This is a genomic window from Salinisphaera sp. SWV1, from assembly GCF_052044155.1.
Lineage (GTDB): Bacteria > Pseudomonadota > Gammaproteobacteria > Nevskiales > Salinisphaeraceae > Salinisphaera.
The window spans coordinates 14,195-34,442 of the sequence record NZ_JBQDYE010000041.1; the positions used below are offsets into that span (position 1 = coordinate 14,195).

Consider the following 20,248-nt stretch of genomic DNA (forward strand, 5'->3'; position numbering starts at 1 on the left):
CCGGCCAGGGCCGCTTCGGTTGATTCTGCGGCGATCGACGCCATCTCTTGAGCGTTGTCTTTCACGACCCGGTGGTTGTCCGGGCCGAACCAGTGGAGCATTCCATGGCGAACACAGAACAATCGATCAAACCCGTACTCGTCGTGATGACCAGTCACGGCACCAAGGGCGAATCGGGCGATCCGACCGGTTTCTTTCTCGGCGAGGTGACCCACCCCGTGTCGGTGCTCGATGCGGCGGATATCCCCGTGGCCTTCGCCTCGATCCAGGGCGGCGAGCCGCCGGTCGACGGCTTCGACCTCGACGACGAGACCAACCGGCGCTACTGGGACAATCCCATGTTTCGGGCGGCGATCCGCAGTACGCAAAAGCTGGCGGACGTGAATCCGTCCGACTATTCGGCGATTTTCTTCGCCGGTGGCCACGGCGCGATGTGGGATTTCCCGGGCAACCCGGCGGTCAACGACAAGACCCGCGCGATCTATGAGGCGGGCGGCGTCGTCGGCGCGGTCTGCCACGGGCCGGCGGCGCTGGTGGACGTGACGCTCGGCGATGGTCGCCATCTGGTCGATGGCCGGCGCGTGAGCGCATTCACCGACGCCGAGGAAAAAGCGGTCGGGCTGGAGACCGTCGTACCGTTCCTGTTGGCCAGCCGGCTGGTCGAGCGCGGCGCGGTGCATGAGCCGGCCGACGACTGGGCGACTCAGGTGGTCGTCGACGGTCGACTGGTCACCGGGCAGAACCCCCAGTCGGCCACCGGCGTGGGCGAGGCCCTGCGGGATCTGCTGAAGGCTGCTCGATAGCCCGTTGAGGCGACCCCGCCGGCAATTCGCCAGCGGGGCCGTTATTCGGTGCGGGCCGTTTCGCCACGCGGCTGGCGCGGCGAAACGTCACTGTGGATCGAGTGATCGTTTCATCGATTGCCGGCCAACAACTCTTTTATGTCGTGTTCGATCTTTTCCGGCTTGTCGGTAGGCGCATAACGCTCACGTACATCGCCGTCACGATCGACCAGAAACTTGGTGAAATTCCATTTGATCCGCCGGCCGAGCAAACCCCGTCGCTCGGCTTTGAGGTGCCGATACAAAGGATGCGCGTTGGATCCGTTGACATCGATCTTGGCGAATAGCGGAAACGTGATGTCGTAGCGTGTTGCGCAGAAATTCCGGATTTCGGATGCACCACCCGGCTCCTGTTGCCCGAACTGGTTGCAGGGGAAACCGAGTACGGCGAGACCGTCGTCGGCGTAGCGCCGGTAGAGCGCCTCCAGGCCGGCGTACTGCGGGGTGAAGCCGCATTCGCTGGCAACATTGACGATAAGCATAATGCAGCCACGGTAGGTATCGAGCTGAATACGCCGACCGTCGATGGTGGCGACCTGGATGTCGTAAATGGACATGACTGGTTCTCGCGCCGAATTGAGACAGGCCGCCCGGGCGTCGACGGCTCGAAGCCCGGATAAAATCCCGCTTACCGCACCGGTTGGCCTCGCAGATGCACCAGCCTAGCACTGCCGGCCGGGCGATCCACGCCGGGCCCGGCCAACGCGCCAGATTATGCGAATTCGGGCCGCGCGGCGCGCAACAATGCCGCGCCGATGGATAGGATTGTGGACCAACTCAGGGGTCGTGAGTGCGCCGCACCGCACGGCCCCGTTCATCGAAAACCCAGGCCGGCAATCTTCACCGGAGCGGCGCCGCGGGTTAAGCTGGAGGCGCACCGCTCAATGGTCCGCGTTCGATCATATCGTTCCGGGGGATGGGTTTGACCGTTTGCAGAGTACCCGCTGCTCGCGGCCCGGAGCGATTCATCGCGCCGTTCGTCGTGGCTACATCGCACCCCATGTGCTGCCTTCGGCACACACGGCAGGACTGATTTTGTCATGCCGCATAAACGTTCGGGGTGTGAAGCCGGCGTGATGAACTATTCCGATTTGCTGCTGGATGCCTTATGCATCGTGGACGCGCAGGGATGCATCGTATCGGCGAGCCCGGCATGTGAGCGGATCTTCGGCTATACCCCCGCGGAGCTGGCAGGGCGCCAGATACTGGATCTGGTGATCCCCGAAGACCGCGAGCGCACCCGTGAAATCGCGCAGCGGATCATGAACGGGGCCCTCCAGCCCCATTTCGAAAACCGCTACCGGCGCAAGGATGGCAGCATCGCGCATATCATGTGGTCGGCGCGCTGGTCGGAAGCGGACCAGGTGCGCGTGGGGCTGGCGCGGGACATCACCCAACTCAAGCAGGCCGAGTCGCGCCAGACAGCGATTTACGCGATTTCGGAGGCGGCGCATGCTGCGGGTGATCTGACCGACCTGTTACGCCGCATACACGCAATCATCGACGAACTGCTCGGCACGCCCAACTTTCTCGTCGCCCTGTACGACGCCGAGGATGACAGCGTGACCTTCCCGTATCATGTCGACGAACCCGAATCGGCAGCGCCGATCGGGCCACTGGCGCCCGATTCGCTGATCGCTGAAGTGATTCGCAGCGGCAGGGAATTGCTGGTCACCCCGGACTTGCGGGCCGGGCTGCCGGCGCACCTTCAGGCCGCCGCCGAGTGCGAAGCACGTTACTGGCTGGGCGTGCCGCTGGCGGCAAGCCAGGGGCCCATCGGCGTACTCGTGATCAAGAGCCATGGCGATAGCAGTATCTACGGCGACACCGAACGGGCATTGCTGCAATTCGTCTCGACGCAGATCGCGAGCGCCATCGAACGTAAACAGATGCTGGACCGCATGCAACGCATGGCGCAATACGACCCGCTCACCGGCCTGGTCAGCCGCGGATTCTTCCATGAGCGCTTCAAGACATTGCTCGGTGCGGCCTGCAACGGCGGTCGAAACATGGCACTGCTGTATCTCGATCTCGATCGCTTCAAGCCCATCAACGATCTTCACGGCCACGGCGCGGGCGACCGTGTGCTTCGTCTGGCTGCCAAACGCCTGCTGCGCTGCGTGCGCGAATCGGATATTGTCGCCCGCTATGGCGGGGACGAGTTCGTGGTGCTGCTGCGCGGGAGCGACCACGCCGACCAGGCCGAGAGCGTGGCGGGCGCCATTCGCCGTGTGCTCAGCCAGCCGTTTTTCCTGGGCGGCAAGCGGGTGACGCTCGGTGTCAGCATCGGGATCGCCATTTACCCGCAGCACGGCCCGAACGAGCAGTCGCTATTGAATCACGCCGATGCCGCGATGTACCGCGACAAGAAAGCGCGCTGAGCCACAAGCAGACTCTCCTTCACGCCGCCCATGCGCGTCGATCGCGCATGGGCTCGTGTTGCGTGATCGGCGCCCAATGCGTCCATCGGCGACCGCCACGACAGCGTCACGCGTGTTGTGCCGGCGCGCAGGCCTTCTGATATATCCGGCCAGACATCCGGGCGCAACACGGGATATCGCAGCCTGAAACGTGGCATCGCATCTTCGCAGGTTTAAATGTAACTACCATATAACTGCCGTATTTTCAGTTTATTGCGTCTTTTTTTTGTTACATCGCGCACACCCATGGCTGAGATAATCGCGAAAATTGATAATCGACTTTTCCTCGGGTAAAAATGAACCGCGACCAGTCCCTGGCGCAGGCCGCCTGCATGGACGCCGATACGACGAGTCAGCACACCGCCGCCACGGACGCGAGCGGGCCACCATCCGAACCGGTACTGTATCTGCATATCGGTCTGCCCAAGGCGGCCAGTTCGTATCTGCACGGCAACGTCTTCCCCCACCTCATGCCCGGGCAGTATTTGATGCCGGGGGCGCAAAACGCCAGGCTCCCGGCCTATCGCTATCGCCGCAATCGCTACGGGGTTCGCCGATTCTCCGATGCATTTCAAAAGGACCCCGGGTTCTGGCGCGACCACGGCGACGCCTTTCTGCAGCAATTCCTGTCGCCCTTTCTCAAACAGGGGCGCGCGCAACGATCGGTGCTGATCTCCGAGGAGGCGATCACGCGGCTCAATCATTTCGGCATCCGCGCCATGCCGGATGCGTTCGAACGCGGACGGTTGCGCGACAATCTCGCGGCATTCGACCAGGGAGCGCGCCGACTGGGTTTCGCGCGCGTTCGCATCCTGCTGATGATTCGGCGCCAGGATCTGCTGCTGGCCTCAAGCTATGTGCAGTTGTCCCGCAAGATCATCGGCGCATCGCAACAAGACTTCGAACGCCGGGTCGCGCGTCTGCTCACCGGCCGACCGGCCGGCGCGGGGAACATGTTCTATCCGATGGAGTATGCAACGCTGCACGAATGCCTGACCCGCGTGCTGCCAGCGGAGGACGTGTGCTTCCTGCCGATTGAGCGCATGGCGAGCGCCTTTGACGAATTCGCCCACACGGTTCGGCGATTTCTGAATGCGCCGGCGATCGACACGGAACTCAACCGGCGCCCTTCCAATACCCGTTCGATGGGGCGCGACCGTTGGGCGCTACGGCCACTGCTGGCATTCAAGTCGCCGCGTGGGGAGTTCGAAATCACCATACCCCCCAGGCTGACCGGGCGCGGTTCCGCGATTGAACTGCGGGCCGATACCGCCGAAACCATCCGGCGACACTATGCCGAGGGCAATCGCCGAATCGCCGACGCCCTCGCCCTGGATCTGGGCGCCTACGGCTACTATTAGTCCGGCACAAAAATAGATGATTTTTTGGGTTAATAGCGCGCGTATGCGACCGCATGCTCGCCACGGCCATTGGCCGCGAAGCCTCTGAAAATAAAAGACGGACAGGCGCCGGCTTTTATTTTTGAAGGCGTTGAAAACAGCGGATGAAGTCAGCTGTTTTGATGCCGGATTAATATTGAGGCCGCATCGCCCGCGCCCGGTCGCGACGACCGGGCAACGCACTGACATCCGCCGGCAGATAAGGCGGCCCTTGTCACGGGCGCGGGGCCGTCGCGCGAGGCCGAAAATGCCCAGTGACCCATATCCGGCCACCGGGTAAGACCGGCCCTGCGGGCTATTCGGTGCCGGGGTGAGTCGCGCCGGGAAGACGTCGATGCGGCGCGTCGCTTATGATCGAACCTGACGGCCAGCGCACACGGCATTCGTGATACCGCGCACAACGCGCCGTGAAGGGAGCGAGTTCGTGAGCACAAAGCATTCTCCGGCCCGACCGACCGCACCGGCGGTCGCGGCGATCCCCAAGAAAGAGTACAAGCACACGCTGCGCCGCCTGCAGATTGAACTGGTGAAGTTGCAACGCCACTTCATTCGCTACCACGACAAGATTCTGGTTATCTTCGAGGGCCGCGATGCCGCGGGCAAGGACGGCACCATCAAGCGCATCGTCCAGCACCTGAGCCCGCGGGAGACGCGCGTTGTCGCGCTGGGGCGCCCGTCGGAGGCCGATCGCAGTGCCTGGTATTTTCAGCGTTACGTGGCACATCTGCCGATCGCCGAAGAATTCGTTCTGTTCAACCGCAGCTGGTACAACCGGTCGGGTGTCGAGACAGTGATGGGGTTCTGCGACGACGACCAGTACGAGGAATTCATGGCCACGGTCATCGATTTCGAGCACATGCTGGTCCGCTCGGGAATCAAACTGTTCAAATACTATCTTGATATCAGTCAGGCCGAGCAGACTGAACGCCTGGACGAGCGTCGCCGGGACCCGCTCAAACAGTGGAAGATCAGCCCGATCGACGCCGAGGCAGTCCGGCACTGGGACGCCTATAGCCAGGCGCGCAATGAAATGTTCGCGCGCACCCATGCGCCGCTGACGCCGTGGACCGTTGTTCGGGCGGACCGCAAGCGGGTGACGCGCCTCAATGTCATCAAGGATCTGCTGCTGCGACTGGACTACGACGGCAAGGATGAAAGCCTGGTTCTACCCAATCCCGATGTGGTGTTCACCTACGATGAAGCGTGCCTGAAAAACGGCATGATCGCGGCCTGATGCCCCGTAAGCAAGCCGCCATCGCTCGCCAAACCCGCCGTGTTGCGAACTGAGAACGCCAAGGCTTGCGCGGCACTGGCGCGCCGGCGGGCGCGCTGTCGCCAATCGCGGCCCGGATGTCGACCCGACGCGCTCCCCGTCGCCCCGAGCCGGCCGGTTATCCGCCACAGGAGCCCATGACAACGCTCGCGATACTCCTGGTCGCCGGTATTGCCGTGGTACTCGCCTTCGATTTCACCAACGGCTTCAACGATGCCGCCAACATGGTCGCGACCCTGGTGGCGTCGCGGGCGATGACGCCGCTGCAGGCCGTTATCCTGGTGGGCCTGTTTACATTCGCCGGCCCGATCGTCGCCGGCACCGCGGTGGCCGATACGATCGGCGGGTTCGTCGACCTCGGCGGCCTGCCGCGCTCGCTCGGTGTCCTCGTGGTCGTCTGCGGCGTCCTGGGAGCGGTGGTATGGAACGTCATCATCTGGTGGTGGGCGATGCCGTCGTCATCCACGCACGCCCTGGTCGGGAGTCTGGTCGGTGCGGTTTGGGTCAGCACCGGCGCCGGCGCGGTCAACTGGGGCATGGACGCATTGGCACACGGCCAGATGATGGGGGTGACCAAGGTCTTGTTGTCCCTGCTGCTGTCACCGCCGGCCGGTTTCCTCATCGGCTGGCTTGTTCATCGGCTGATGCGATTTCTGCTGCGGGCCGCACATCCCTCGGTCAATCGACGACTACGCCAGGGCCAATGGCTGACGGCCGCAGCGCTGGCTTTCTCGCATGGCGCCAACGACGCCCAGAAAGGCATGGGCATCATTACGTTGCTGCTGGTGCTGGCCGGCGTGTTGCCGGCGTTTCGGGTGCCGGTCTGGGTAATCGCGCTGAGCGCATCGTGCATGACCCTGGGCACGGTCCTCGGCGGCTGGCGAATCGTGCGCACCGTCGGTTTCGGCATCTACAAGCTGCGCCCCATCCACGGCCTGGACGCCCAGATGACGTCCTCCGCGGTGGTGTTCGGCGCGTCGTTGTTCGGCGGGCCGGTGTCGACGACACACGTGGTGAATTCGTCGATCATGGGCATCGGCGCGTCGGAGCACGTGCGCCGGGTACACTGGCTCAAGGCACGCGAAATCGTGCTTACCTGGGTAATCACCCTGCCGGGCGCGGCGCTCGCTGGCGCCAGCGTATGCTGGCTGGCATTGACGGTTATACATTGAGCGCAACGACATACGATCATGGGCAATGATACGGAATCTCGGACCCGCCGTTGGTTGGCGCGCATTTTCCCGCGCACCCCGGATTTCTATGCCCGGCTGAATGCCCAATGCGACCTTGCCGTGGCCGCAACCGAAGTCTTCGTCACCTACATGCAAGGCGCCGATGAAGACGTCGCCCGGCGTGTGCTCGCCCTGGAAAAGCAAGGTGACACGCTCAAGGCCGACAACATGACCACCCTGCATCGCGCATTTGCCACCCCCATCGATCGCGAGGATGTGTACCGCTCGATTGCCGCGATCGATGAGATCCTCAACTATGCCAAGGCAACGGTTCAGGAAATGCGCGTGCTCCAGCTCGAGCCGGACGAACACACTCGTGCCATGGCCGATCTGATGCACCGCGGTGCACTGGCGCTGCAGCAGGGCTTTGCCTGCCTTGCCGATGACCCGCTGACGGCCGAGCAGCATGCCGACGCGGCTCGAAAAACCGAGCGTGCCACCGAAAAAGTCTATCGCCGCGCTCTCGGTGAGTTGTTCGACGCCGAGCACTACCGAGCAACCCTGACACCGGAACAACAACGCAGCGCCGACGCGCTGGCGGTTCTGACCGGCGAGTTGAATGCGCGGGAAACATCGGCCGTGAGCTCGGCGGTCGGCTTCGTTCTGGAAATCCTCAAACGCCGCGAGGTGTATCGGCACATGTCCAACGGCGCGGACCGCGTGGCCCGAGCCGGGGAAGTGCTTCACGACATCGTAGCCAAGATCGCCTGAGCGCGCCGATCGACGCATGTGTTCTCGTGTCGCGCCCCTGACTTGCGGCTACACTCAGAGGCCCAGTCAACTCGAGGCGGCAACATGGCGCTCTCCCCCTTTCACCTGGCGATACCGGTTCACGACCTGCCCGCCGCGCGCCGTTTCTATGGCGAGACCTTCGGCCTGAGCGAGGGCCGGTCCAGCGATCAGTGGGTGGATTTCGACTTCTATGGCCACCAGCTCGTGATTCACGAGCACCCGAAGACGCCCGCCCAGGCACACGCCCATACCAATGCCGTCGACGGCCACGACGTGCCGGTGCCCCACTTCGGCATCGTGCTCGAATGGGCCGAATGGGAAGCGCTGGCCGAACGATTGCGCGCGCTCGGCACCGAGTTCGTGATCGAGCCGTATATCCGCTTCAAGGGCGAGCCCGGCGAACAGGCGACGATGTTCCTGTTCGACCCCTGCGGCAATGCGCTCGAATTCAAGGCGTTCAAGGATCGCGGCCAGCTTTTCGCGACATAGACCGGCCCGGTAATCCAGGATCGACAGGAGATGCCTACCCGGCCCGGCCTGTGCGCGCCCAGCGCGGCGATGCCGCAACGCAGGAAAACCCCGCAGTCAGCGGCTGAAAAAATCACGCCCCAGGTTGGGCACGATCTGATCGATACGCTGCAAGGCCGCTCGCGCAGCCTATTGCTGCGCCCTCTCGTGCTCCAAGCGAGCCGATCGGACGTTGCGCGGCAACTGCTGTTTTCTCGCCGGTAGTTGTTGTTTTCCACCGATTCGATCGGCCAGCCTTTCGATAGGTCGCACCCAGAGCCAGCGCAACGGTGGTCGTGGTCCGGCTGGCCAAACGCAGGCGTGCCAGCCCCGGAGCGGACGTCACGAACCCGTCCCAATAAGCGGTCAACCTTCGTTGCGGCACCCGTATCCTTCAAACCCCAGAAAGGGTCGATGGCATCGGGAACGACACGGCCTCACACCCCAGTCGCCGCGGTTTGGCCACCCATTCGCCGATGCGACGTTGCAAGTCTGCATCTCCGGCAGGCGACGACCGCATCGTTCGGGGCCGGGCCGCGGAATCCTGTCGTTGGACGCCGGGTGTCACACTCAGGCGAGCGTTGGGTGCAGCAGCATCCAGCCGCCCTTGCCCAGCAGGATGATCGATAGCAGAAACAGCATGGTTTCGATCACCCGCCGATAACTGCTCTCGGAGAGTACGAGCGAGATCGCACGCCCGATACGGGTGCCGACGATCCCGGTCGCGGCCAGCGCCAGCGTGGTCTGCCAGTTCAGGTCGTGCAGATTACCGATTTCCCAGTACGCCGGCAACTTGGCCAGATTGCAGGCCGCGAACGCGATCGCGATGGTTCCGGCGAATTTCAGTTTCGGCAGCCGTTGCGGCAGGAGATAAGCCTGCGCCGGCGGCCCACCGGAATGGGTGATGAAGCTGGTGATCCCGGTGATGGTGCCCCAGAACACACCGGGCAACACGCGGGCTTCGGTCCGCTCGGCCACGCCGCGCCGGAGCCAGGTGCGCAGGCAGTACCACAGACCGATCAGGCCGGTGACGATCAACAACAGACTTTCCGGCGTATACGGCGTGACCACCGTGGCGACAGCAACCCCGAGCAGCATGGACGGAATCAGGATCACGAGATTCCGGCCCGAGTACTCGTGCCGGTACAGCCACACCGCGACCCAGTCGGTAACGATGTACACCGGCAACAAGAGCGCCGCAGCATGGATCGGGTTCATGAACAGCGACAGCATCGGCACCGAGATCGCCGCCGCCGAGGCCAACCCGCCCTTGGACATGCCCACGACCAGGGCTGCGATCAGCAACAGGACCGTCTGTTCCATGAATTTCCCTTCCGGCACACACCACGCAAGTCGCGCATTGTGCGCGCAAACGCCGGCTCGGAGCGACCCGCCGGCGGGCAGCGGTACCCTGCTCGCATTGAAGCCGGCCGGTCTCGGCGCTCTGGGGTCGAGACCATGGCCGCTTGTATCTACAACGTAATCTGGCTGACGTCGCGTACCGCACCTTTCGACGCGTTGGTCGCCAGGGCAGCGTAGGCCTTGAGCGCCGGTGAGACCTTGCGCAGACGGTTGCGCGGTTTCCAGGCGCCCGCGCCCTGCTCTTCCATCGCCTGGCGCCGAGCCGCCAGCGTGGTGTCGTCGACCTGGAGTTCGATCGTGCGATTGGGGATGTCGATGGCGATGGCGTCGCCGGTCTCGACCAGACCGATCAGCCCGCCTTCGGCGGCCTCCGGTGAGACGTGGCCGATCGACAGGCCCGAAGTACCTCCGGAAAAACGGCCGTCGGTAATCAGCGCGCAAGCCTTGCCGAGCCCCCTGGATTTTAGATAACTCGTCGGATACAGCATTTCCTGCATGCCGGGGCCGCCCTTCGGGCCTTCGTAGCGAATGACGACCACCTCGCCCGCGGCGACTTCGTTGCACAGAATGCCGGCCACGGCCGCATCCTGGCTTTCATAGACACGAGCCGCGCCGGTGAAGCTGAGGATCGAGTCATCCACGCCGGCGGTCTTGACGATACAGCCCTCGGGCGCGAGGTTACCGAACAGCACGGCGAGCCCGCCGTCGGCGGAAAACGGATGATCCGCCGAACGGATGACGCCGGTCTCGCGGTCGGTGTCCAGCGTTTCCCAGCGGGTCGACTGGCTGAATGCGGTCTGGGTCGGGATGCCGCCGGGGCCCGCGCGATACAGTTTGCGCACCGCCTCGTCTTCGGTGCGCATGATGTCCCACTGCGCGAGGGCGGCGCCCAGGGTCGGCGAATGGATGGTTGGCCGCGACGTATCCAGCAGGCCGGCGCGGTCGAGCTCGCCGAGAATGGCCATGATGCCGCCGGCACGGTGCACGTCTTCCATGTGTACGTCGGCCTTGGCCGGGGCGACCTTGCACAGACACGGCACGCGACGCGAGAGTGCGTCGATCTCGGCAATGGAGAAATCCACTTCGCCTTCCCGGGCCGCGGCCAGCAGATGCAGGACGGTGTTGGTCGACCCGCCCATGGCGATATCCAGGCTCATGGCGTTTTCGAACGCGGCACGTGTGGCGATGCCGCGGGGCAAGGCGCTTTCGTCGTCGTGTTCGTAATAACGGCGCGCCAGATCCACGATGGTCCGACCGGCGTTGCGGAACAACGCCTCGCGATCGCTGTGGGTGGCCAGCACCGAGCCGTTGCCGGGCAGCGCCAGGCCGAGCGCCTCGGTCAGACAGTTCATGGAGTTGGCAGTGAACATGCCCGAACAGGAGCCGCACGTGGGGCAGGCAGAGCGCTCGATGGTCGCGACGTCCTCGTCGCTGTAGCTGTCGTCGGCCGCGACCACCATGGCATCGACCAGGTCGAAGGAACGACTGCTCCCCTTGATGACGGCCTTGCCCGCTTCCATCGGCCCGCCGGAGACGAACACGGTGGGGATATTCAGCCGCATGGCGGCCATGAGCATGCCGGGCGTGATCTTGTCGCAATTGGAAATGCACACCAGCGCATCGGCGCAGTGCGCGTTGACCATGTATTCCACGCTGTCGGCGATCAACTCGCGCGACGGCAACGAATACAGCATGCCGTTGTGGCCCATGGCGATGCCGTCGTCCACCGCGATGGTATTGAATTCCTTGGCCACGCCGCCGGCTTCGGCGATTTCCCCGGCGACCAGTTGGCCCAGATCTTTCAGGTGCACATGCCCCGGCACGAACTGGGTGAAGCTGTTGGCGATGGCAATGATCGGCTTGCCGAAATCGTCGTCGCCCATGCCGGTCGCGCGCCAGAGGGCGCGGGCACCGGCCATGTTGCGGCCGTGGGTACTGGTTCGGGATCGATAGACGGGCATGATGTTCCTCCGGTTCATCGCACCCGGCCATGCTATTTTCCGCTCGTCGGTTTTTGAAATATATTATTTATGCTTTATTAAGTCGCACAGGATATGACAGATGGATTTGCGACGGCTCAGGCATTTCGTGGCGGTTGCCCAGACGTTGCATTTCGGCAAGGCGGCCGAGCGGCTGCATATGACGCAGCCGCCGCTCAGCCAGTCGATCCGCGCGCTCGAACGCGAACTCGGGGCTGCACTGTTCATGCGCACCAAACGGTCCGTGGCGCTGACGCCTTTCGGCGAGGCATGGCTGGAGCCCGTGCGCAGGGCGCTGGCGGCGGTGGACGCGCTGCCGGAAACCGCGCGTCGCATCCGGCGCGGCGAAACGGGCCGCTTGAACCTCGCGTTCGTCAGCACCGCCGATTACAGCCTGTTGCCGGCTCTGGTCCAGCGTTTCCGCACGCTCTACCCCAACGTCGACCTGGCGCTGACCGAAGCCACCAGCGATGTACAGATCACGGCTCTGATGGGCGGCGAGATCCATGCCGGCATACTCATCCCGCCCGCGCATGCCGCGCTGCCGGGCCGGCTGGCTTATCGCCGGCTCATGTCGGAGCCGTTGATGGCGGCCGTGCCTGAGCAATGGCTCGCCAATGGGCGGCTGATGCTGACCCGGGGACAGCTTTCGCCGGAGGCCGTGGTCACGTCGCCGTTGATCGTGTTTCCGCGCCAGGTCGCGCCGTCGTTCCACGACCTGGTGACGAACTATTATCTGGAGTGCGGCGGCCCGGCCGATATCGCCCAGCACGCAATTCAGATGCAGACCATCATCAGCCTCGTCTCCGCCGGCATGGGTATCGCGCTGGTACCGGAGTCGCTGCGCCATCTGGCCCGCACCGGTATTCGTTATGTGCCGCTTGCCTGCCATCCGCCACAACTGGACACTGGCGTTGCCTGGCGGCGCGATGATCCGAGCGCCACACTCGCCAACCTGCTCCAGGTATTGGATCGAGCCGACAACACCAGCGACTGAACCCGCCCTTACCGCTTGCCCGGCCCGGCATGCGGTCGCCGCGGTCAATCAAGCTGGCGTGCAGGCCAGCCGGGGCCCGATCGATCGCGGGCGCAACGTGGCCGGATTTCAACCATTCGGCGGGCGCGGTTTCGGTACGGCCGGCTGCCGTGACCGGAGCCCGCAAGGCCTCAAACGGGCGCGTGCCGGCATTGCAGCGGCTGTCATCCGGCGCCTGCGGGTGCTCGACGTCGTCGCCCTCACCACGCGCATTGACGCGGCACGACATTGCGCTTAATGTGCACACGTGTACACAAACATGACACAAAACCCTTGAACCCGATTGTCAAGCGGATGCTCGGCAGTGCGCTGGCCCGGGCGCTGGCCCATCCGTCCTCGGTGGACGACTACCTGGCGCTGATCGACGATCGGTTATCGCTGGCCGAGCCGCGCGGACGCATCGTGCACGCCGTCCGCCAGACGCCCGACAGCGTCACGCTCTCGATCGAGCCGAACGGCAACTGGCGTGGCCATCGCGCAGGCCAGCACGTATTGCTCGGTCTGACGCTGGACGGCGCGCGTCACAGCCGCTGTTTTTCTATCGCCAGCGCTCCAGACGAACCGTTGATCGAAATCACGGTCAAGCGAAACGGCGCCGGCCGCGTCAGCAACCATCTGGTGGACCACGCGCAGCGCGGCCAGTTGCTGTATCTCAGCCCGGCCGAAGGCGATTTCTGTCCGCCGTCGCAGGCGCCGGCCAGGGCGCTGTTGTTGAGTGCCGGCAGCGGCATCACCCCGGTGATGAGTGTGCTGCGGACATGGCTTTCACACGGCGCGTCGACCGACATTGTCTTTCTGCATTACGCCCGCGCGCCGGTCGACATGATCTATGCGGACGAACTCGAGGCATTGGCGGCCGAGCACGCGCGGCTGCAGTCGATTACCGTATTTACCGGCGCCGGCGGCGCGCGACTCGATGGCGCCGCACTGGATGCCCGGGTGCCGGATCTGGCCGAGCGCGAGACCTGGCTCTGCGGGCCGGCCGGTTTCATGGATACCGCCGAAACCCTGATCGCCGCACGTTCGAGCGCGCCGTTGCATCGCGAGCAGTTCGCGGCCAGCCGACGGGCCAGCGCACACGGCCAGGGGGCGGTGCAGTTCCTGAAAAGCGATATCGCGGCATCGGGCGAACACGGCTCGCTGCTGGAAATCGCGGAGCGCGCCGGTCTGTCGCCGCCGTATGGCTGTCGAATGGGCATATGCCACGCCTGTAAATGTCGTATCGCCGAGGGCACGGTGCGGGATCTGCGCACCGATCGCGTCCGGCAGGTGCGCGACACCGATCTCCAGCTTTGTATCCACGCCGCCGCGGGCGACGTAGCGATCGATTTCTGATCCGCCAATATTTCTTCTCACATTTTCACCACGGAACGCCCGGCGCGTTCGGGGACACTTTGTCATGAGCAAGCCCACCCATCTGAGCGAGGCCGACCTGGGCGCGTTCGGTCAGGCGCTAGACCAGATTCGCGATGACGTCATGAGCGATCTCGGCGAGCGCGACGCGCGCTACATCCTTCGCGTGCTACGAACCCAGCGTGCCAGCGAGGTCGCGGGCCGCGCGCTGCTGTTCGCCGGCCTGTTGCCGCCGGCCTGGCTGGCGGGGACCTCGTTGCTGGCGCTGTCGAAAATCCTCGAGAACATGGAGATCGGGCACAACGTCATGCACGGACAGTGGGACTGGATGAACGATCCGGCCCTGGATTCGGCCACCTACGAATGGGACAACACCTGCCCGTCGGCACAGTGGAAGCACTCGCACAACTACGTGCACCACACGTTCACCAATATCGTCGATCTGGACCGCGATCTCGGCTACACCCTGTTGCGTGTGAGCGAAGATCAGGCGTGGGCGCCACGATTCCTGGCCCAGCCCGGCATCGCGCTGCTGCTGGCGGCGTTCTTCCAGTGGGGCGTGGCGCTGCACGACCTGGAGTTCGAGCGCCTGGGCCGCGACAAGAGCTGGAAGGACATGCGCGCCCAGGCCGGCCAGATCCTCGCCAAGGTGCGCGGCCAGTTGCTCAAGGACTACCTGCTGTTCCCGGCTCTGGCGGGCCCGCTGTTCGCGCCGGTTCTGGCGGGTAATCTCTCGGCCAATTTCACACGCAATATCTGGTCGTTTCTGATCATCTTCTGCGGACATTTCACCGACGAAGTCGAGATGTACGACCGCGCCGAAGCCACCGACGAGAGCCGTGGGCAATGGTATCTGCGGCAATTGCTGGGCTCGTCCAACCTGACGGGCTCGGTACCGTTTCATGTGCTGTCCGGCCATTTGAGCTATCAGATCGAGCATCACCTGTTTCCCGATATGCCCTCGCATCGCTATCGCGAGATCGCCCCGCGGGTCCAGGCGCTCTGCGCAGAGTACGGCATCAACTACAACACGGGCTCGCTGGCACGCCAGGCCGGTGGTGTGGCACGACGCATTCTGCGCATGTCCTTGCCCGGACGTCGCCGCCGGCGCGTGACAAACACAGCCGCCGACGTCGCCGAAGCGGCTTGATGCGATAACACGAGCGATGGCCGGGCAAGCCCGCGTCCACTGTGCGCTGGCAGGGACAGTCCGACCGGCTCGGGCTGATGCCCTGTAACGTAAGTTCCCGCCCCGCCGCCCGCGTGATGTTGCGCCAGGCAGGACGCGCGGCGACGGGCTGTAGCCCGGGATGCTGCGACTGGGCGCCACGCCGCGTGGCCGCCACTGCCGCCCGATCATGGCGCGAGATGACGCAGATCAACATGCGGCGGGCGCAATCGCGCGCATCGTGTACTCCCTGTCGGCGTGTTTGCCGATTACAGACCCGGAGTCGCCCGCCATGAGCCAGATGAAAGCCGCCGTATTTGTCGAACCCGGCCGTATCGTACTCGAAGACAAGCCGATCCCCGACATTGGCCCGCTCGATGCGTTGATACGCATCACGACGACCACGATATGCGGCACCGACGTACATATTCTCAAGGGTGAATACCCGGTCGCCCGCGGACTGACGATCGGCCATGAACCGGTGGGCGTGATCGAGAAACTCGGGGCCCAGGTGACCGGCTATACCGAAGGCCAGCGGGTCATCGCCGGTGCAATCACGCCCGATGGTACGAGCTATGCCTCGTTGGATGGCTGTCATTCGCAATGCGGCTGCGGCGCGCCGCATGGCTGGAAGACGATGGGCGGCTGGCGTTTCGGCAATACCATCGACGGCTGCCAGGCCGAATACGTCCGCGTACCGGATGCCATGGCGAATCTGGCGCCGATTCCCGACGACCTCACCGACGAGCAGGTCTTGATGTGCCCGGACATCATGTCGACCGGCTTTTCCGGTGCGGAAAGCGGCAGGATTCGTATCGGCGATACCGTGGCGATATTCGCCCAGGGCCCGATCGGGCTTTGCGCCACCGCGGGCGCACGTCTGCAGGGCGCCACGCGAATCATCGTGGTGGACACGGTGCCGGAACGGCTGGCCGTCGCCCGTCGCCTCGGCGCCGACACGGTGATCGACTTCAACCAGGACGATCCGATCGAGACCATCCGCTCGCTGACCGATGGCCGCGGCGTGGATGTGGCCATCGAAGCGCTGGGCACACAGAACACCTTCGAGTCTGCCCTCAGCGTGCTTCGCCCCGGCGGTACATTGTCCAGCCTCGGCGTGTACTCCCAGGATCTGACCATCCCTCTGGGCGCATTCAGTGCCGGTCTGGGCGATAACCGCATCGTGACCACGCTCTGCCCCGGCGGCAAGGAACGCATGCGCCGCCTGCTCAACGTGGTGGCGTCGGGACGCGTCGACCTGGCGCCACTGGTCACGCATCGCTACAAGCTGGATGACATCGAGGCGGCCTACGACCTCTTCGCGCATCAGCAGGATGGCGTGCTCAAGATCGCCATCACCCCTTAGCGCCTATTCCGATCGCGCGGCGTGAGCGGCGGCGCTCGCCCGGGCCGGGGTCGATACCACGCGCCGGGCGCCTTTTGCAGTGCGCGCCCGGCACGCCGCCGTGACGCGACCGCCGACAGGTCCGGGGCCAGGCAACGGACAGAACGGGCGACTGCAGCCGGCAGATGCGTCCGAATCGACCACGACGTCGCGGCCCGCTGATATCTTGTGCGTGATTCATTCATCACGTTAGATACCAACACGGGAACAGGACATGAGTCAGGCACAGGCAGCGCAGGGTGCGCCCGCGGCCACCCAGTACCGCTGGGTGGTGGTCGCACTTCTTTTCGCCATCATCATCATCAACTATATTGATCGCTCCGCGATCGCCTATGCGATCGGACCGATGGCGAAGGAACTCGGCATTGGTGATTCACAGCGCGGTCTGGTGCTCGGGGCGTTCGGCATCGGTTATGCGTTGACCACCTTCCTTGGCGGCATACTCGTCGATCGCTTCGGCCCGCGCATCGTTCTAGCGGTCTCGGTCGCGCTTTGGGTCGTCTCGATCGGCGGCACCGGGCTGGTCCAGGGCTTCACGCTGGCCCTGGTCGCTCGCGCAGCACTGGGTTTGGCCGAGGGCCCGATGTTTCCCGGCATGACCGGGGCGATCAGCCGCTGGTTGTCGCCGCGCGAACGCGGCCGGGCGATGGGTTCCTCGCTGACCGCCGTGCCGGTCTCGCTGGCCATCGGCGCACCGGTGGTCTCCAGTCTGATCGCGTGGCTGGGCTGGCGCGGCATGTTCTTTGTACTGGCCGTGATCAGCTTACTTTGGCTGCCGTTGTGGTGGCTGCTGTTCCGCGACCGGCCGGAACAATCCGGCTTCGTCAACGAAGCCGAGTTGAAAGAGGTGCGCCGCCTGGGCGAGCACAGCAATTCGGCGACCGACGAGAACGACGACACCGCGCCCGCCGAGGCCGACGGTGCCACCTCGACCTCCTGGCGCCGCCTGATGACCAACCCGACCTTGCTGGCGAACTACTGGGCTTTTTTCGTGTTCGGTTACTTTCTGTTTTTCTTCATGACCTGGCTGCCCGGTTACCTGGAAAAGGTCTTTCACCTGAGCGTATCGGCTGTCGGCTGGTTTTCGGTCGTGCCCTGGGCCGCGGCGGCGGTGGTGCTGTTCAGCCTCGGGCATTTCTCCGACCGTCTGCTTAAACGCAGCCGCCGCCTCAGACCGGCCCGGAGTTATTTGATCGCCGGAACGCAGGCCATTGCGGCGGTCGCCATCCTGCCGGTCGCCTTCTCGTCAAGTCTGACGCTGTCACTGATTCTGATCACCATCGCGCTGGCGGCTTCAATGGGCGCCAACTCCGCTTATTACGCCGTGAATGTCGATATCGCGCCCGATCGCTCAGCGACCGCGCTCGGCATCATGGATTTCGGCTTCGCGATTGCCGGCTTCCTGGCGCCTGCCATCACCGGGTGGGTGGTCGGCAGCCAGGGCAGCTTTGCCGATGCATTCTTCCTGTTGACCGCATTGGCGGTATCGTCGGTTATCCTGACGCTGCTATTCCACCGGCCGGATGCTCACGCGATCGGTCACCCCTACGCGGCCGATCGCAAGCGCTGATTCGCACCGCACCCGGACGCCCGAACGGGCACGGCCGCGCCTGGCTGTGCCCGTTCGGACGCGGGCGTATCCGGGCTTTCACGGCAGGCCTGCCCCCCCCCTCGCAAGACGCACGGACCCGATATGGCAAAGAATGATTCCGCATACACGCTCTATGGCACGGCGTTTTCACTTTATACCGGGAAGGCGCGGGCCTACCTGCGATACAAGGGGCTGGCCTACCGCGAGCGCCTGTCGACATTACGGGTGTACAAACGAATCATCGTGCCGAAGACCGGCGTGGCCTTCATACCGGTGGTCGAAACGCCGGAGGGGCGATTCATTCAGGATACGACCGCCATCATCGATACCATCGAGGCCCGCGAACCGGCACGCTCGGTATACCCGCCGACCCCGAAACAGCGTTTGACCGCGCTGCTGCTCGAGCTATACGCCGACGAATGGCTATTGATTCCGGCCATGCACTATCGCTGGAATTATCCCCGCCAGAACCGGAAATTCCTGCTGGCCGAGTTTGGCCGCGTTGCCCTGCCCTGGGCGCCAGCCTTTCTCCGCCGCCTGATCGCCAGCCGCCATGCCGACCGGTTCGCCGGGATGCTGCCCGCGCTCGGCATCCATCCCGAAACCGTGCCGGCGATCGAGCGCAGCTATGAAGCGTTGCTGGATGACCTGGAAACCCACTTCTCCGCGCACCGCTATGCGTTGGGGGACCGCGCCTCCCTCGCCGATTTCGGCCTGATCGCGCCGCTCTACGCCCATTTGTACCGGGACCCCGCACCGGGCCGGCTGATGCGCCAACGGGCACCCGCGGTGGCTCGCTGGGTCGAGCGCATGTTCGACTTCAACCCACCCTGCGGGACCTGGATGCCAGGCGACGCGATTCCGAAAACGCTCTTGCCCATCCTGCGCCGGCAATTCGCCGAACAGTTTCCCGTGCTTCGGGATACCCTGGCCGCGGTGGCCGCGTGGGCGCAGGCCCATCCCGGGGAACGATTGCCACGGCGAATCGGCAGCCATCGTTTCAGGTTGAATGGCACTGAAGCCGAGCGCGCCGTCATGCCCTATCCGCAATGGATGCTGCAACGGGCCATCGATTTCTATGCCTCATTGGCGCCGGCCGAGCGTGCACCGGTCGACGACTTGCTGCGTGAAACCGGCGGTCTCGAAGCGCTGTCGATGGACATACCGACCCGATTGCGGCGCAAGAATAATCGTCTCGTGGCGGCGCCCGGCCCGGGCCAGACGGCGACCAACCCCTGACGACGCCCCCGGCCGCCCTTCAGAATCGTCGTAGCGGAAGCATCAGTCGGGTGCTTGGCCTTTGATTATATACGACACTCAGCTGACTGAATAAGAAGGGCATTTTATCCGCAAATGTACGCGAATGAGCGCAAATAAAAATAACATATCGGTCGCCAAATAATGTGACCGCTCCCCCGGTGTTACCGCCGATGTAAAACTGCCCCCTGACGCCGAAGTAATTTTGACCCCCCTGGGCGAAACTGGCGGCTTTTGAGTCGCCGAGATGTTGAACCGGGAGCAATCAGTGGAAATCAGAGTTTTGGCCCGTCAAGGGTGGTCCATCAAGGCGATAGCGCGAGAGCTCGATGTCTCGCGGAACACGGTGCGCAAGTATCTTCGCGGCGGCGAGATCGGGCGCTACACGGCACGTGCGGCACGACCGAGCAAACTCGATGCGTACAAGCCCTACCTGCAAGAACGCATCGCGGCGGCGCGCCCGCGGTGGATTCCGGCGACGGTGCTCTACCGTGAGATTCAGGCGCAGGGGTACCCCGGTGGCATCAGTCAGCTCAAGAGCTATCTGGCGCCCTACAAACACCGGCCCGAGGCACCGTTGGTCCGTTTCGAGACGCCGCCCGGTCAGCAGATGTAGGTGGACTTCACGACCATTCGCCGCGGTCGTTCACCGCTCAAGGCCTTCGTGGCGACCCTGGGTTATAGCCGAGCG

General features: G+C 64.2%; 16 protein-coding genes and 1 pseudogene. 14 read left to right on the forward strand and 3 right to left on the reverse strand.

What is annotated here, in order from left to right:
- Positions 1-104: 104 nt before the first annotated feature.
- Positions 105-803, forward strand: coding sequence for a type 1 glutamine amidotransferase domain-containing protein (locus tag ACS8YF_RS16460; protein ID WP_440851236.1), 699 nt, complete (start codon positions 105-107; stop codon positions 801-803).
- Positions 804-913: 110 nt separating this feature from the next.
- On the opposite strand, the gene ACS8YF_RS16465 is transcribed toward ACS8YF_RS16460, so the two are convergent.
- Positions 914-1,399, reverse strand: a complete 486-nt coding sequence (locus tag ACS8YF_RS16465) for a glutathione peroxidase (protein WP_440851237.1) — start codon at positions 1,397-1,399, stop codon at positions 914-916.
- A gap of 483 nt (positions 1,400-1,882) precedes the next feature.
- On the opposite strand from ACS8YF_RS16465, the gene ACS8YF_RS16470 reads away from it, so the two are divergent.
- The 6 genes from ACS8YF_RS16470 (at position 1,883) to ACS8YF_RS16495 (ending at position 8,388) form a co-directional block, all read left to right on the forward strand.
- The gene (locus ACS8YF_RS16470) at positions 1,883-3,223 is read left to right on the forward strand and encodes a diguanylate cyclase domain-containing protein (RefSeq protein WP_440851238.1); all 1,341 of its coding nucleotides are present in this window, start codon (positions 1,883-1,885) and stop codon (positions 3,221-3,223) included.
- A gap of 335 nt (positions 3,224-3,558) precedes the next feature.
- Complete coding sequence (locus ACS8YF_RS16475) at positions 3,559-4,623, forward strand: hypothetical protein (protein ID WP_440851239.1); 1,065 nt, start codon at positions 3,559-3,561, stop codon at positions 4,621-4,623.
- Between the two features lie 463 nt (positions 4,624-5,086).
- A complete protein-coding gene (gene ppk2 / locus ACS8YF_RS16480; protein ID WP_440851240.1) occupies positions 5,087-5,896 on the forward strand; it encodes a polyphosphate kinase 2 in 810 nt (269 codons plus the stop codon).
- Between the two features lie 176 nt (positions 5,897-6,072).
- The gene (locus ACS8YF_RS16485; protein WP_440851241.1) at positions 6,073-7,107 is read left to right on the forward strand and encodes an anion permease; all 1,035 of its coding nucleotides are present in this window, start codon (positions 6,073-6,075) and stop codon (positions 7,105-7,107) included.
- An 18-nt stretch (positions 7,108-7,125) separates the two neighbouring features.
- Complete coding sequence (locus tag ACS8YF_RS16490; RefSeq protein ID WP_440851242.1) at positions 7,126-7,878, forward strand: DUF47 domain-containing protein; 753 nt, start codon at positions 7,126-7,128, stop codon at positions 7,876-7,878.
- Positions 7,879-7,962: 84 nt separating this feature from the next.
- Complete coding sequence (locus ACS8YF_RS16495) at positions 7,963-8,388, forward strand: VOC family protein (RefSeq protein ID WP_440851243.1); 426 nt, start codon at positions 7,963-7,965, stop codon at positions 8,386-8,388.
- Between the two features lie 588 nt (positions 8,389-8,976).
- Here ACS8YF_RS16495 and ACS8YF_RS16500 read toward each other — a convergent pair.
- Both ACS8YF_RS16500 and ilvD read right to left on the reverse strand, forming a co-directional pair.
- Positions 8,977-9,729, reverse strand: a complete 753-nt coding sequence (locus ACS8YF_RS16500; RefSeq protein ID WP_440851244.1) for a sulfite exporter TauE/SafE family protein — start codon at positions 9,727-9,729, stop codon at positions 8,977-8,979.
- A gap of 149 nt (positions 9,730-9,878) precedes the next feature.
- A complete protein-coding gene (gene ilvD, locus ACS8YF_RS16505) occupies positions 9,879-11,729 on the reverse strand; it encodes a dihydroxy-acid dehydratase (RefSeq protein WP_440851245.1) in 1,851 nt (616 codons plus the stop codon).
- Between the two features lie 100 nt (positions 11,730-11,829).
- On the opposite strand from ilvD, the gene ACS8YF_RS16510 reads away from it, so the two are divergent.
- From ACS8YF_RS16510 to ACS8YF_RS16540, 7 genes and pseudogenes are all read left to right on the forward strand, one after another.
- Complete coding sequence (locus tag ACS8YF_RS16510) at positions 11,830-12,744, forward strand: LysR family transcriptional regulator (RefSeq protein ID WP_440851246.1); 915 nt, start codon at positions 11,830-11,832, stop codon at positions 12,742-12,744.
- Positions 12,745-13,056: 312 nt separating this feature from the next.
- The gene (locus ACS8YF_RS16515) at positions 13,057-14,118 is read left to right on the forward strand and encodes a ferredoxin reductase (RefSeq protein ID WP_440851247.1); all 1,062 of its coding nucleotides are present in this window, start codon (positions 13,057-13,059) and stop codon (positions 14,116-14,118) included.
- Positions 14,119-14,182: 64 nt separating this feature from the next.
- Positions 14,183-15,286, forward strand: coding sequence for a fatty acid desaturase family protein (locus ACS8YF_RS16520; RefSeq protein WP_440851248.1), 1,104 nt, complete (start codon positions 14,183-14,185; stop codon positions 15,284-15,286).
- A 310-nt stretch (positions 15,287-15,596) separates the two neighbouring features.
- Entirely contained in the window at positions 15,597-16,670 is a 1,074-nt protein-coding gene (locus ACS8YF_RS16525; protein ID WP_440851249.1) for an NAD(P)-dependent alcohol dehydrogenase, read from the forward strand.
- Between the two features lie 253 nt (positions 16,671-16,923).
- On the forward strand, positions 16,924-18,279 hold the full coding sequence (locus ACS8YF_RS16530) for an MFS transporter (protein WP_440851250.1): 1,356 nt from the start codon (positions 16,924-16,926) through the stop codon (positions 18,277-18,279).
- 123 nt (positions 18,280-18,402) lie between these two features.
- Positions 18,403-19,539 (forward strand): glutathione S-transferase family protein, encoded by a 1,137-nt coding sequence (locus ACS8YF_RS16535; protein ID WP_440851251.1) that lies wholly within the window; start codon positions 18,403-18,405, stop codon positions 19,537-19,539.
- A gap of 265 nt (positions 19,540-19,804) precedes the next feature.
- A pseudogene (locus tag ACS8YF_RS16540) lies at positions 19,805-20,248 on the forward strand (helix-turn-helix domain-containing protein); the annotation flags it as partial.

Excerpts from the sequence above, each read along its gene's own strand:
- ACS8YF_RS16490 (WP_440851242.1), top strand. The coding sequence starts at position 7,126 with ATGGGCAATGATACGGAATCTCGGACCCGCCGTTGGTTGGCGCGCATT.
- ACS8YF_RS16520 (WP_440851248.1), top strand. The coding sequence starts at position 14,183 with ATGAGCAAGCCCACCCATCTGAGCGAGGCCGACCTGGGCGCGTTCGGT.
- ACS8YF_RS16475 (WP_440851239.1), top strand. The coding sequence starts at position 3,559 with ATGAACCGCGACCAGTCCCTGGCGCAGGCCGCCTGCATGGACGCCGAT.
- ACS8YF_RS16535 (WP_440851251.1), top strand. The coding sequence starts at position 18,403 with ATGGCAAAGAATGATTCCGCATACACGCTCTATGGCACGGCGTTTTCA.
- ilvD (WP_440851245.1), bottom strand. The coding sequence starts at position 11,729 with ATGCCCGTCTATCGATCCCGAACCAGTACCCACGGCCGCAACATGGCC.
- ACS8YF_RS16465 (WP_440851237.1), bottom strand. The coding sequence starts at position 1,399 with ATGTCCATTTACGACATCCAGGTCGCCACCATCGACGGTCGGCGTATT.
- ACS8YF_RS16530 (WP_440851250.1), top strand. The coding sequence starts at position 16,924 with ATGAGTCAGGCACAGGCAGCGCAGGGTGCGCCCGCGGCCACCCAGTAC.
- ACS8YF_RS16470 (WP_440851238.1), top strand. The coding sequence starts at position 1,883 with ATGCCGCATAAACGTTCGGGGTGTGAAGCCGGCGTGATGAACTATTCC.
- ACS8YF_RS16485 (WP_440851241.1), top strand. The coding sequence starts at position 6,073 with ATGACAACGCTCGCGATACTCCTGGTCGCCGGTATTGCCGTGGTACTC.
- ACS8YF_RS16510 (WP_440851246.1), top strand. The coding sequence starts at position 11,830 with ATGGATTTGCGACGGCTCAGGCATTTCGTGGCGGTTGCCCAGACGTTG.
- ACS8YF_RS16495 (WP_440851243.1), top strand. The coding sequence starts at position 7,963 with ATGGCGCTCTCCCCCTTTCACCTGGCGATACCGGTTCACGACCTGCCC.
- ACS8YF_RS16460 (WP_440851236.1), top strand. The coding sequence starts at position 105 with ATGGCGAACACAGAACAATCGATCAAACCCGTACTCGTCGTGATGACC.
- ACS8YF_RS16500 (WP_440851244.1), bottom strand. The coding sequence starts at position 9,729 with ATGGAACAGACGGTCCTGTTGCTGATCGCAGCCCTGGTCGTGGGCATG.
- ACS8YF_RS16525 (WP_440851249.1), top strand. The coding sequence starts at position 15,597 with ATGAGCCAGATGAAAGCCGCCGTATTTGTCGAACCCGGCCGTATCGTA.